The 13,036-nt window shown below is 67.3% G+C and carries 10 protein-coding genes and 2 riboswitches; of the genes, 2 read left to right on the top strand and 8 right to left on the bottom strand.

From position 1 onward, the window contains the following. Positions 1–681: 681 nt before the first annotated feature. Entirely contained in the window at positions 682–3,585 is a 2,904-nt protein-coding gene (gene gcvP, locus VFE83_RS05365) for an aminomethyl-transferring glycine dehydrogenase (protein ID WP_324903855.1), read from the bottom strand. 47 nt (positions 3,586–3,632) lie between these two features. Continuing rightward, positions 3,633–3,757: riboswitch (glycine riboswitch) on the bottom strand. 1 nt (position 3,758) lies between these two features. Next, a riboswitch (glycine riboswitch) is annotated at positions 3,759–3,856 on the bottom strand. A 164-nt stretch (positions 3,857–4,020) separates the two neighbouring features. Between gcvP and VFE83_RS05360 the strand changes: the two genes are divergently transcribed. Both VFE83_RS05360 and VFE83_RS05355 read left to right on the top strand, forming a co-directional pair. Beyond that, positions 4,021–4,470 carry a VOC family protein gene (locus tag VFE83_RS05360; protein WP_324903853.1) on the top strand — a complete coding sequence of 150 codons (450 nt, stop codon included), beginning with the start codon at positions 4,021–4,023 and terminating at the stop codon, positions 4,468–4,470. 146 nt (positions 4,471–4,616) lie between these two features. Beyond that, positions 4,617–5,870, top strand: a complete 1,254-nt coding sequence (locus VFE83_RS05355; protein WP_324903852.1) for a multidrug effflux MFS transporter — start codon at positions 4,617–4,619, stop codon at positions 5,868–5,870. A 1-nt stretch (position 5,871) separates the two neighbouring features. Here VFE83_RS05355 and VFE83_RS05350 read toward each other — a convergent pair whose 3' ends face one another. From VFE83_RS05350 to minE, 7 genes are all read right to left on the bottom strand, one after another. Beyond that, positions 5,872–7,140: an amino acid permease gene (locus tag VFE83_RS05350; RefSeq protein WP_324903851.1), complete on the bottom strand. Its 1,269-nt coding sequence runs from the start codon at positions 7,138–7,140 to the stop codon at positions 5,872–5,874. A 33-nt stretch (positions 7,141–7,173) separates the two neighbouring features. Beyond that, positions 7,174–8,262, bottom strand: coding sequence for an aromatic ring-hydroxylating dioxygenase subunit alpha (locus tag VFE83_RS05345; protein WP_324903850.1), 1,089 nt, complete (start codon positions 8,260–8,262; stop codon positions 7,174–7,176). Positions 8,263–8,306: 44 nt separating this feature from the next. Continuing rightward, positions 8,307–9,095, bottom strand: coding sequence for an amidohydrolase family protein (locus VFE83_RS05340; RefSeq protein ID WP_324903849.1), 789 nt, complete (start codon positions 9,093–9,095; stop codon positions 8,307–8,309). Between the two features lie 14 nt (positions 9,096–9,109). Then, positions 9,110–9,739 carry a hypothetical protein gene (locus VFE83_RS05335; RefSeq protein WP_324903848.1) on the bottom strand — a complete coding sequence of 210 codons (630 nt, stop codon included), beginning with the start codon at positions 9,737–9,739 and terminating at the stop codon, positions 9,110–9,112. Between the two features lie 124 nt (positions 9,740–9,863). Further along, positions 9,864–11,858, bottom strand: a complete 1,995-nt coding sequence (locus tag VFE83_RS05330; RefSeq protein WP_324903875.1) for a M2 family metallopeptidase — start codon at positions 11,856–11,858, stop codon at positions 9,864–9,866. 283 nt (positions 11,859–12,141) lie between these two features. Beyond that, a complete protein-coding gene (locus VFE83_RS05325) occupies positions 12,142–12,621 on the bottom strand; it encodes a hypothetical protein (protein ID WP_324903847.1) in 480 nt (159 codons plus the stop codon). A gap of 148 nt (positions 12,622–12,769) precedes the next feature. Then, positions 12,770–13,036: a cell division topological specificity factor MinE gene (gene minE / locus VFE83_RS05320; RefSeq protein ID WP_324903846.1), complete on the bottom strand. Its 267-nt coding sequence runs from the start codon at positions 13,034–13,036 to the stop codon at positions 12,770–12,772.

Below are 13,036 nucleotides of genomic sequence, written 5' to 3'. Positions count from 1 at the left end.
TCATTTGCTCCTTTGCTCTTTGTTCCTTTGCTCCTTTCCCCTTTGCACGTCATCCCGGCGGAAGCCGGGATCCACTTTGCCGTTGCTCTTGCTCGTCATTCCCGTGAAGGCGGGAATCCAGGGACGTTTCACGCTTTGCCAGACTCGACTCGGTCGCGATGCCTCTGGTGGTTGATGCCATCCGGCGGAAGCCGGGATCCATGGCCGTTGCCCTTGCTCGTCATTCCGCGAAGGCGGGGATCCAGGGACTTTTCACGCTTTACCGTTGCCCTGTCAGGAGCAACAGCCAAAGCTTCCGTCCGTCTAAAGCCGGCCGGGTCACTTTTCTTTGCTGACCCAAAGTCCGACTGGATTCCCTTCGGTCAAACGTAACCAAAAGAAACGGTCCTCCCCGACACAGCAATCCTACGACCGGAAAAAGAGTAGGGGCCCCGCAAGTCGGCATCCATACCTCCTTGCTATGCGCCGCACATCCATGTGCGGCGCTCTACGGGTCTAGCAACGTGCTCGTTGTTCAACACCAACAGCAACAGCAGAGCCTTCGGCAACGATCACAGCCGCGAACCGTTGGATTCTGATGAGGAACCTTTGAGAAGCATGGATCACCTGGCCGCTCGCTCAGCGCAACACAAAAAAAGCCCCGCATTCGCGGGGCCTTTTTCATTCCGGTAACAGTGCCTCTTACGCTTCGACCGGTTCGTCGTCCTTGTACGCATCCACCGGGATGCAGGCGCACATGACGTTCTTGTCGCCGTAGACGTTGTCCACGCGCGCGACCGGCGGCCAGTACTTCTGCAGGCGCAGGCTGGGCAGCGGGAAGGCGGCAAGCTCCCGGGGGTAGGCGTGCGTCCACTCGCTAGCCGACACGGCGGTGGCCGTGTGCGGGGCGTGCTTGAGCGGGTTGTCCTCGCGGTCCAGCTTGCCTTCCTCGATCGCGCGGATCTCGTCGCGGATCTGGATCATCGCGTCGACGAAGCGGTCCAACTCGTGCAGCGACTCGGACTCGGTCGGCTCCACCATCAGCGTGCCGGCCACAGGGAAGCTCAGAGTCGGTGCGTGGAAGCCGAAGTCGATCAGGCGCTTGGCTACGTCCTCGGCCGACACGCCGGTCGCATCCTTCAGCGGGCGCAGATCCAGGATGCATTCGTGGGCGACCAGATCGTTGCGGCCGGTGTAGAGCGTCTCGTAGTGCGGCGCCAGGCGCTTGGCGATGTAGTTGGCGTTGAGCAGCGCGACCTGCGTCGCGCGGCGCAGGCCGGCGGCGCCCATCATCGTCACGTACATCCAGCTGATCGGCAGGATGGAGGCCGAACCGAAGCTCGCGGCGCTGACCATGCCGACGTCGCCGGCGCCCACGCCCTGCGTCTTGACGCCATCGCTGCCCAGCGCACGCGGCAGGAACGGGGCCAGGTGCGACTTCACCGCGCACGGGCCGACGCCCGGGCCGCCGCCGCCGTGCGGAATGCAGAAGGTCTTGTGCAGGTTGAGGTGCGAAACGTCCGAGCCCCACTTGCCCGGCTTCGCCACGCCGACCAGGGCGTTCATGTTGGCGCCGTCGGTGTACACCTGTCCGCCATGCTTGTGGATGATCTCGCAGATCTCCACGACCTCTTCCTCGAACACGCCGTGCGTGGAGGGGTAGGTCATCATGATCGCGGCCAGGCGGTCGCTGTACTTCTCGGCTTTGCGACGGATGTCCTCGACGTCGACGTTGCCGTTGCTGTCGGTCTTGGTCACCACGACCTGCATGCCGCACATCTGCGCCGAGGCCGGGTTGGTGCCGTGGGCCGAGTCGGGGATCAGGCAGATGTCGCGATGGGCCTCGCCGCGCGAGTGGTGATACGCGCGGATCGCCAGCAGGCCGGCGTATTCGCCCTGCGCACCCGAATTGGGCTGCAGGCTGACGGCGTCGTAGCCGGTGCATTCCACCAGCATCGCTTCCAGCTCGTCGATCAGCTGCTTGTAGCCCTGCGCCTGCGACGCCGGCGCCAGTGGATGGATGTTGCCGAACTCCGGCCACGTCACCGGGATCATCTCGGCGGTGGCGTTGAGCTTCATGGTGCACGAGCCCAGCGGGATCATCGTGCGGTCCATCGCCAGGTCCTTGTCGGCCAGCGAGCGCATGTAGCGCAGCAGTTCGTGCTCGCTGTGGTGCGTGTTGAACACCGGGTGCGTCAGGTAGGCACTGGTGCGCAGCAGGCCGGCCGGCAGCGCATCGGCGGTGCTGGCGTCCAGCGCGTCCACGTCTACCTTGGCACCGAACAGCGCGGCGATCGCGGCGACGTCCTCGCGCGTGGTGGTTTCATCCAGGCTGATGCCCAGGCTGCGGTCGTCGATGCGGCGCAGGTTGATGCGCGCGGCCTCGGCCTTGGCGTGGATGGCGTTCGCATCGACATCGACGACGTGCAGCGTGTCGAAGAAGTCCGGACCGACCGTGACGCCGGCGCCGCGCAGCGCGGCGGCCAGGATCGCGGCCAGGCGGTGCGTGCGGCGCGCGATGCGCTGCAGCCCGTCCGGACCGTGGTAGACGGCATACATCGACGCCATCACCGCCAGCAGCACCTGCGCGGTGCAGATGTTGGAAGTGGCCTTCTCGCGGCGGATGTGCTGTTCGCGCGTCTGCAGCGTCAGGCGGTACGCCGCCTTGCCTTCGGCATCGATGGACACGCCGATCAGGCGGCCCGGCATCGAGCGCTTGTACGCGTCGCGACAGGCCATGAACGCCGCGTGCGGACCGCCGAAGCCGAACGGCACGCCGAAGCGTTGCGAGTTGCCCACGACGATGTCCGCGCCCCATTCGCCAGGAGCGGCGATCAGCGTCAGCGCGAGCAGGTCGGTGGCGACGGCCACCAGGCCGCCGCGCGCGTGCACGGCGTCGGCCAGCGCGCGGTAGTCGTGCACCTGGCCGAAGGTGTTGGGGTACTGCAGCAGCACGCCGAAGCTGTCGATGCTGGCCGCCTCGCTGTCGTCGGCGACCACCAGTTCGATGTCCAGCGGCTCGGCGCGCGTGCGCAGCACTTCCAGCGTCTGCGGATGTACGCCGGAGGACACGAAGAACGTGTTGGACTTGCTCTTGGCCGAACGCTTGGCCAGCGTCATCGCTTCGGCGGCGGCGGTGCCTTCATCCAGCAGCGATGCGTTGGCGATCTCCATGCCGGTGAGTTCGGCGCACATCGTCTGGAAGTTGATCAGCGCTTCCATGCGGCCCTGCGAGATCTCCGCCTGGTACGGCGTGTAGGCCGTGTACCAGGCCGGGTTCTCGAGGATGTTGCGCAGGATGACGTTGGGCGTGTGCGTGCCGTAATAACCCTGGCCGATGAAGCTGCGGAAGACCTGGTTCTTGTTGGCGATCGCGCGGATCTTGGCGATGGCCTCGACCTCGGTGATCGGCGCGGGCAACGCCAACGGGTTGGGCGACTTGATGGACGCCGGCACGATCGCGTCGGTCATGGCGTCCAGCGAATCGAAGCCGACCACGCCCAGCATCTGCGCGATTTCGGCATCGTTGGGGCCGATGTGGCGTTCGATGAAGGCGTCGTGGTGTTCGAGGGCGCGCAGGGAGGTCTTCTGGCTCATGCAGGGCATCCGAAAGTGGCTGAAAGCCGGGCGTGCGTTGGCCGCACGTGGAGTGCCCCTCTGTCCTTTTGCCTGAGAGTTTGGAAGCGCGGGGGCGGGGGAGGATGACCCCGCTGGCTTCTTGCCCCTTCGGCGCCGGTTCCGTCCCGGTACGACGCGGGCGGTCGGTCTCTCCAGAGTGTGAGCCGACGGCGGTATAGGGGCCTGAGCGATTCCGGGCGTTTGCGCCTTCGGCAGCGGTCCGGGCCCGAAGGCCGTCCGCTTCTCCCACCGTCTGCTTGCGGCGCGATTATACCGGCTCGGCCCGGCGCCTTGCCGGCACGTGACGGCAGTCGCGTCGAGGCTTGTGGGCCGGACTTGCCGCAGCAGACGTTTGGTACGCCGGTCCGTTCAGCTTGCTCCCGGTCGCCGTACCATGGCCGCCCACGCGCAAGGAGCGTTCCGATGGCCCACCCTCCCTTCCAGCTGCTCCAGCTCGACCACGTGGTATTGCGGGTCCGCGACGTCGCGGCGATGGAAGCCTTCTATTGCGGCGTCCTGGGCTGCCATGTGGAACGCCGGCAGGAGGCGATCGGTCTGATCCAGCTGCGCGCCGGGGACTCCCTCATCGACCTGGTGGATGTCGAGGGCAAGCTCGGCCGCATGGGCGGAGCCGCGCCCGGTACCGAGGCGCACAACATGGACCATCTGTGCCTGCGTGCCGAGCCGTTCGATCGCGAAGCCATCGTCGCCCACCTGCAGGCGAACGGCGTTCGCATCGGCGACTTCGGTTCGCGCTACGGAGCCGAAGGCGAGGGCCCGTCGCAGTACCTGTACGACCCGGAAGGCAATCTGGTGGAACTGAAAGGGCCGCCGGACAGCGCCACGGCGCGTGCCCCTGGCGCGACCACCTGAGCCGTTCCGTTGTCTGCTCGTCATCCCTGCGAAGGCGGGGATCGAGCGACTTCGTGCCTTGAGGTCAACGACGCTGGATTTCCGCCTTCGCGGGAATGACGGCACAGTAACGTTCGCTCTTTTGAGAACTCCGGATTCCTTCCTCGATGGCCGCACCCGCAACACCCACGCTCTCCATTTCCGTCCGCCGCCTGGCCCTGCTGCTTGGCGGCCTGGCGATGTTCGGCCCGTTCTCCATCGACACGATCTTCCCGGCGTTTCCGTCCATCGGTGCGCAGTTCGGCGCCGACAAGGTGGCGATGCAGCAGACCATCAGCGTCTACCTGGTGGCGTATGCGCTGATGAGCATCGTGCATGGCCCGCTGTCCGATGCGATCGGGCGGCGCAAGGTCATCCTCGGTGGCTTGTTCGTGTTCGCGATTGCGTCAGCCGGCTGCGCGCTGGCGAAGGACCTGCCGACGCTGCTCGCCTTTCGCGCGCTGCAAGGGCTGTCGTCGGGCGTGGGCCTGATCGTCGGCCGCGCGGTGATCCGCGACGTGCTGCATGGCGACGATGCGCAGCGGCTGATGAGCCAGGTGTCGATGATCTTCGGCGTGGCGCCGGCACTGGCGCCGGTGATCGGCGGGTGGATCCTGGGCTGGAGCCGCTGGCCGGCGATCTTCTGGTTCCTGGTGCTGTTCTCGGTCGTCCTGCTGGTGGGGACCTGGCGCATGCTGCCGGAAACGCATCCGCCCCAGTCGCGCCTGGCGCTTGCGCCCAGGCGGCTGTTGCGCGACTACGTCGCCATCGTCGTCAATCCCCGCTTCCAGCGCCTGTCCGCCGCCAGTGCGTTCAACTTCGCCGCGTTGTGGGTCTACATCGCCTCGGCGCCGGCGTTCGTGCTGGACATCCTCAAGCTCAGCGAGCGCGAGTTCGGCTGGTTCTTCGTGCCGATGATCAGCGGCATGATCCTGGGCGCGTATGTCTCCGGCCGCAGTGCGGGCAAGGTGAAGGGCGAGAAGCTGGTGTCGATCGGCTTCGCGTGTTCGGCGCTCGCGATCGGCCTGAACCTGCTCTACAACCTGCTGGTGGATGTGCCGCAGGTGCCGTGGGCGGTGCTGCCGATGGTGCTCAACGCGTTCGGCATCGCGCTGGTGTTCCCGATCGTGACGCTGGCGATCCTGGACATGTATCCGCGACAGCGCGGCTCGGCCTCGTCGCTGCAGGCTTTCACCAGCCTGGTGCTCAACGCGGTGATCGCCGGCGTGCTGTCGCCGTGGATCAGCGACCGCGCGCTGTGGCTGGTGTGCACGGCGATCGTGTTCCTGGCGCTTGCATACGGCTTCTGGCGCTGGGAAGCGCGCGTGGCGCGCACGCGCCTGGGCGAGGGCACCACCACCGTTCCCGGCGAGTCGATCTGAGTCAGCCTCGCCGGCGCAGCAGGTAGTGCAGCGGCAGGCCCGACAGCACCAGCACCGCACCCCACGCCAGCGCTTCACCGCCGATGCCCAGCAGCGCGTACAGGCTGTACGCCAGCGCGAGCGCGGCGACGATGCGGCTTGCGGTGCCGCTGCCGCGCCATAGCCAGGCCGCGCTGCCGGCGACGTAGGGCAGCAGCGTCGCGGCGGTCGACAGCAGGATCGAGAACGTGAATACCTGCACCAGCGAACGGCTGTAGTTGCTCGCCACCAGCGCGCTGGCGAGCACGCTGCTGATCATCAGGCCGTAGACCGGCGTGCCGCCGCGATCGAGCCTTGCGAACACGGGTGGCAGTACGCCGTCGCGTGCTGCCGCCAGCGGCAGTTGCGCCGACAGCAGCACCCAGCCGTTGAGCGCACCGAAGCACGACACCGCCATCACCAGCGCGAGCAGCGTGCCCGCCGTCGGTCCCCACAGTGCGTTCGCGGCGTCGGCCATCGGCGCCTGCGACGATGCGAGCCGGTCCGCCGGCAACACGCCCAGCACGGCTGTGCAGGCCAGCACCGTGGCGATGCCCGCGACCAGCGTGCCGACGACCGTGGCACGAGGCACCGTGCGTTGCGGGTTCTCGATGGCGCCGGCCGGTACCGTGGCCGATTCCAGCCCCAGCAGGGCCCACAGCGTCAGCGCGACGGTCGCGTGCGCGACCTGCGGCAGGCTCATGTCGGTGGGGTTGAACGGGACGTAGAGACGGCTGTCGACGAACCACAGCGCGACGCCGCCGAACAGCAGCAGCGGCAGCAGCTTCATCGCGGTGGTCAGCAGCTGCACGCGTCCGGCCTCGCGCACGCCGGCCAGGTTGATCGCGCTGCACAGCCACAGCCCGCCCAGCGCACATCCGGCCGCGCGCAGCGGCGTCGCGGTCAGTGCCGGGAACAGCGCGCCGAGACTGCCGGCGAAGGCCACCGCGATGGCGGCCGTCGCGCACCAGATCGAGATCCAGTAACTCCACGCGATCATGAAGCCGGGGAGTTCGCCGAAGGCATTGCGCGCGAACACGTACGGCCCGCCGGTCTGCGGCCAGCGCCGCGCAAGCATCGCGAACGTCACCGCCAGCAGCACTGCGCCCGTCAGCGTGATGCCCCAGCCGACCAGGCTGGCCGCGCCGTAGGGCGCCAGTGCCGCAGGCAGCAGGAACGCACCCGAACCGATGATGTTGCCGACCACCAGCGCGGTTGCCGTCCAGAAGCCCAGCGGGCGCTGCGCCGTCATGGCCGCGCCATCATCCGCGTGCGACCCGCGGCTTCAGCCGGCCGCATCGCGATACACGCTGCGCAGCAGTTCGTGGAAATGATGCACGGCGTTCTCGCGCAGGGGATTGAGCCGTCCGGGTTCGTACGAACCGGAAGCAAGACCGCGCTGCACGTCCTCGCAGATCGTCAGGTCTTCAAGCTGCACCTCGTCGCTGAAGGCGAGGTCGGCGTCGCGCCGTGCGCGTGCGTCGCCGGATTCGTCGAGCGTGTAGTAGAAGTCGAACTCGACGCGGCAGCGGCCCATGCCCCTGGGGATCACGCGATTGGTCTGCAGGCGACCGGGCAGGATGTTGAGCATCGTGTTGGGCCACAGCCAGTAGTACAGCGCATCGCCGTCGCCGTACAGCGCGTCGCCGCTTTCCAGCGGGCTCCACTGGTACGAGTACCACCGCTTCGTCTCGGTGACGTAGCTGCGGTAGTCGAGCAGGCGGTTGAGTCCGGGGTGGATGTGCGGGACGTGATAGCCCTCGAGGTAGTTGTCGACGTAGATCTTCCAGTTGCAGTCGACGTCGTAGCCCACGCGATAGTGATGCCCGTAATGCTCCAGGCCGCGGTTGGCGCCGAGGCGGGCGTCGATGCCCTCGACGAATTCCTCGAACGGGGGAGCGCGGGCTTCGTCCACGGCGGCGAACACGAGTCCTCGCCACACGCGCACCGCCAGTTGCGGCAGGCGTACGCCGGACGGTTCGAAATCCGGCGCGCCGCCCATTTCGGGTGCCGAGCGCAACACGCCTTCCAGGGTGTAGGTCCAGCCGTGGTAGCGGCAGCGCAGCGACTTGGCGGCCAGCCCGTCACAGCCGGCCAGCGGCCCGGCGCGATGGCGGCATACGTTGTGGAAGACGCGGATCGCGCCGTCGGCGCCACGCACCGCGATCACCGGCAGACCGGCGAAGTCGCCGATCACGTGGTCGCCCGCATCGCGCAACTGGCAGACATGGGCGATCAGCTGCCATCCGCGGTCGAAGATCGCGTGCCGGTCCAGCGCAACCATCGCCGGGTCTACGTAGTAGCGCGCGGGCAGCGCCGTGGCGCGGTCGAGCGGCTGCGGTGCCAGATCGGCAAAGGCGTCGGCGCGGTTCATTGCCGCAGCGTACGGCCGCGCCCCGCGTTGGGGAAGCGCCCGGCCTAGCGATCGCCGGCGGCGCGCTGTGCGGCGACGCGCCGGGCGACGTCGGCCAGCATCGCGTCCAAGTCGGCACGGTCGTGCACCGTTCCGCGCTGCACCACCGCGTGGATGCGACGGGTGGCGGCGATGTCGTGCAGCGGGTTGGCGTCCAGCAGCACCACGTCGGCGACCTTGCCCGCCGCCAGCGTGCCGTATTCATCCTCGTGGCCCAGGAAGCGGGCCCCGTTGATGGTGGTGGCCTGCAGCGCCTGCGCGGGCGTGAGCCCGTAATGCACCAGCCAGCCCAGTTCCTGGTGCAGGCCGATGCCGGGGTAGTTGTACGAGTTGAGGAAGCCGGCGTCGGTGCCGGCCAGGATGGTCACGCCTGCCTGCTGCAGCATCGGCAGCACGCTGGCGCTCTTCTCGAAGCGTTCGTGGCGGCGGGCGATAGCCGGCGCATCGTCCTTGGCCGCGCGCTCCACGCGCCAAGTGTAGGTGGCTTGCAGGCCGGGGCCGATGTACTTCAGGTACTCGTCGTCGTGGTGGTCGTCGTGGTCCAGGTAGGTCACCACGCGGCTGCCGTTGATCGTCGGCGTGATCGCCGTGCCATGCCGGGCCAGGTTGCGGTAGGCGGCCATCGCACGGGCGGGATCGAACGTGGCGTTCCATTGCGTCCAGGCATCGCGGCCGGTGATCTCGCCGAGCGCGATTTTTTCCAGCGGCGAGCCGGCCTTGAACGCGTAGTCGAGATGTTCGATCGAATCCAGACCTGCCGCGCTTACTTCTTCCAGCGTCAGGGAATAGGGCACGTGCGCGGAGGTTTTCAGCCCGCGGCGGTCGCCTCCTTCACCGCGGCGAGGAACAACTCCGGCGAGAGCGTGTTGTCGGTGATCTTGACGAAGTCGACCTTCCAGCGCTGCAACTGGTCGAGCGCAGCGTCGAGTTCGGCCTCGGTGCCGATCTCAAGATCCCCCGGCCAGATCGACTTGTAGCCTTCGATCTTCGGGCCGGAAGTGAAGATGCGCGGGCCGGCGAGTTCGCCCTTCGCCACCGCGTCGCGCCACTGGAACACGCTCTGGCTGAGGTCGCCGGCGGCATCGCGTACGGCGGTGATGCCGTGGGCGAGGTAGAGCGGCAGCAGGTTGCGGTTCTCCTCGATCAGCGCCTCGCCGCCGCCGAAATGCACGTGCATGTCCCACAGACCGGAGATGGCGAACTTGCCGCGCGCATCGAGTTCCCGTGCCGCCTCGAAGTCCTTCGCGCGCTTCGCGTCGACGATGGCGACGATGCGGCCGTCGTCGACGGCAATGCTGCGATGCGGCTGCGACGTGCCGGAAACGACGTCGATCACGTTGGCGTCGCGGATGAGCAGATCGACGCGTTCACCGGCTTGCACTGCGGATGTCCACGCAAGCGTGGCCGCAATGGCGATAGGGGTCAGGAGTTTCTTCATGCCCGCACCATAACGCGGCGCGCGTATGAACATGGTGCGCACGCTGGCGGGACAGCCCGCGCGCCGCCGCAAAAAGGAAACGGCCGGCAAAGGCCGGCCGTTTCGCAGCGCGTTGCAGGCGGAATCAGCCCTGCTTGGGCGCTTCCTGCTTCGCGGCGGGCGCTACATCCGCAGCCGAGGCCTGCCAGCCGCAGGTCTTGCCTTCGTTCTGCTGCTTCAGCCACTTCTGCAGCGGGTCGAAGTACTCCAGCACGGCCGAAGCGTCCATCTTCTCGCCGCCGGTCAGCTCCTTCATGGTCTGCTGCCACGGCTGGCTGGCGCCCTTGCTCAGCATGGCCTGGAAGCGCGCACCGGCCTCCTTGTTGCCGTAGAAGCTGCACTCATACAGCGGGCCCTTGTGGCCGGCCGCGTCGCACAGCGCCTTGTAGAACTGGAACTGCAGCACGTGCGAGAGGAAGTAGCGCGTGTACGGCGTGTTGCCCGGCACGTGGTACTTCGCACCCGGATCGAAGAACTCCTCGCCGCGCGGGGCGTTCGGCGCGACGCCCTGGTACTTCGCCTTCAGGTCCCACCACGCCTTGTTGTACTGGTCGGGCTTGATGGAGCCGTCGAACACGCCCCAGCGCCAGCGGTCGATCATCAGGCCGAACGGCAGGAACGACACCTTCGCCAGCGCCATGCGCATCTGCGCGTTGACCAGCGATTCCTCGCTGACCTGCTGGTCGCCGGCCAGGCCGATCGACTGCAGGTACTTGGGCGTCATCGCCAGCACGATGGTGTCGCCGATCGCCTCGTGGAAACCATCGTGCGCGCCCTGCTGGAACAGCGGCGGCAGGTGGTTGTAGGCCATGTAGTAATAGACGTGGCCAAGCTCGTGGTAGATCGTCGTGAAATCTTCCTCGTTCGGCTTGATGCACATCTTGGTGCGCACGTCGCCGGCCATGTTCATGTCCCACGCGCTGGCGTGGCACACCACGTCGCGGTCACGCGGCTTGATGAACTGCGTACGCGCCCAGTAAGTCTCGGGCAGCTTGGCCATGCCCAGCGAGGTGTAGAAGTCCTGCGCGCGCTCGGTCATCAGCTTGGCCGAGGCGAGCCTGGCGTCCTGCTCGATCTGCGCCAGGTCGGCGGGCGAGCGCTTGTCCGGGTTCTTCGCAAGCTGCGCGTCGTGCGTGGCGCGGTACTGCGATTCCAGCGCGCTGGTGATCTCGGGGATGCTGGCGTTCGGGTACGGCGCCAGAATGTCCCACAAGTTGCCCCAGTCCTGCTGCCACATGTTGCCCATCAGGTGCGCGGGCAGCATGTTGCCGGCCACGTGGCCGCGATCGGTGCCGTACTTGGCTTCCAGGCGCGTGCGCGCGTAGCAGTGCAACTGCTCGTACAGCGGCTTGACCTGGCTCCACAGGCGGTCGGTCTCGGCGGCGATCTCCGCAGGCGTCATGTCGTAGCCGGAGCGCCACATCTCGCCGGTATCGGCGAAGCCCATGTCGCGCGCACCTTCGTTGACCAGCTCGACGAAGCGCGTGTAGTCCTTGCGCATCGGCTTGGAGATCGTGTGCCAGCCCTGCCAGGCTTCAAGCTGCTCGTCGTAGTCGCGGCTGTTGCGCAGCACGTCTTCCAGGTCGCCGAGCTGGCGGCACTGCTTGTCGTCGCCTTCGCCCCTGCAGTAGGTGCCGGCGCCGTACATGCCTTCCATGCGCGTGGCGATCTTGGTCAGTTCCTCGAGCTTCGCCGGATCCTTCGGCGGCGGCATCGAGGTGAACAGCTTGAGCAGCTGGATCGAGCGCGCGGTCTGGGGCGACATCTGCTGGCCCTCGAAGCGCTGCGCCTGGTCGATCCAGCTCTTGAGCTGCGCCAGGTAGCGCTCGTTGGCCTTGGCCGACAGCAGCTGGCTGTCGTCGTTGATGTAGGTGGAGGACAGCCACTGCGCGGCCGTCATCTCCGGATACATCTTGCGGTATTCGTCGTTGACCCGGGCGATGAACTGGTCGGCGGTCTCGCCGGCCGGCGCGGTGGTCGGCGCTCCGGTCGTGGTGGGGGTCGGTTCCTTCTTGCAACCGCCCAGGCCGATCACGGCCGCGGTGATGCTGAGCGCGAGCAGTGCGCGTACGGGTTTCATCATGACGTTCTCCGGTGGGACTGCACGCCACGACGCGGCGGCCCCGGAAGGCTAGAGGCCACGCCCGGCCGGCGCAAGGGAAGGTGGTTTGGTGCGCTGCGGCGCGTCTCGCTGGAGGCGACAGCGCACGGGTCACCGGAAGCGCGGCTTTTCCGCTGTCATCCCCGCGAAGGCGGGGATCCATCCGTCAGGCACCCCGGGTCTTCCGGAGAGCGGAAGAGATCGGGTACATGGATTCCCGCCTGCGCGAGAATGACGGCTGGAAATTCGTCGGAACGCCGGATCAGGCCGGCAAAGCCAACGTCCGTGCCCGCGAGTCCGCCAGACCGCGCACGTGCAGCCATTGCCAGGCGCTGTCTGAATCGCCTTCGAAATACGCCTTCGCCGAGCCCAGGCGGAACGTGTAGCCCCAGCCGTCCATGTCGGCCAGCACGCGCTCGCGTCCCACGCCCGGCAGTGCGTCGCCGAGCAGGGCCTGCAGCACGCACACGGCGTCTTCTTCCTCGATGGAGTCGGTGGCGTCGGTATGCACCTGCGCGCGGCGCTCCGGCGGCAACACGATCAGGTGCGCGGCTTCGTGCAGCAGCGAATGCACCGGCGTGTCGCCGCGCGCGTAGACGTTGCTGCCGATCAGCCCAGCCTCGCACTCGCCCCAGTAGCTGCCGGGGATCGCCTCGCCGTCGGCTACGCGATGGAGTTGCAGGCCGTAGCGGGCGAGCAGTGCCGCGGTGGCGTCGAAGTCGATGTCGTCGAGGGTGAGCATTGGGTTTTTCTCCCTCCCCTGCGAAGGCTGGGGAGGGTCGGGGAGGGTTACGTCGGAGCGGAGCGTCAGCGATCTGGCGCTTCAGGTCGACACTTCACCCCCTCCCAACCCCCCTGCATTTGCAGGGAGAAGGAACAGGAGCGGCGCATCACGCCTGCGCCGGCGTCTCCGGCAGGGCGACCGAGATGTCCAGCACCTTGTTGTCGCCTTCGCCGATCAGGTCCACCTTGACCGCATCGGCGTCGACGTTGATGTACTTGCGGATCACCTCAAGCAGTTCGCGCTGCAGCATCGGCAGGTAGTCCGGGCTCGAAGTGCCACGGCCGGCCCGCTCGTGCGCGACGATGATGCGCAGGCGGTCCTTGGCGATGGTGGCGGTCTGCTTCTTGGCGAGCAGGAAATCGAACAGGCCCAT

It is taken from the genome of Lysobacter sp. (genome assembly GCF_035655815.1).
Taxonomy (GTDB): Bacteria; Pseudomonadota; Gammaproteobacteria; order Xanthomonadales; family Xanthomonadaceae; genus Lysobacter_J.
The sequence above is the reverse complement of the archived record's forward strand: the minus strand, read 5'-3'. Positions and strand labels throughout refer to the sequence as shown.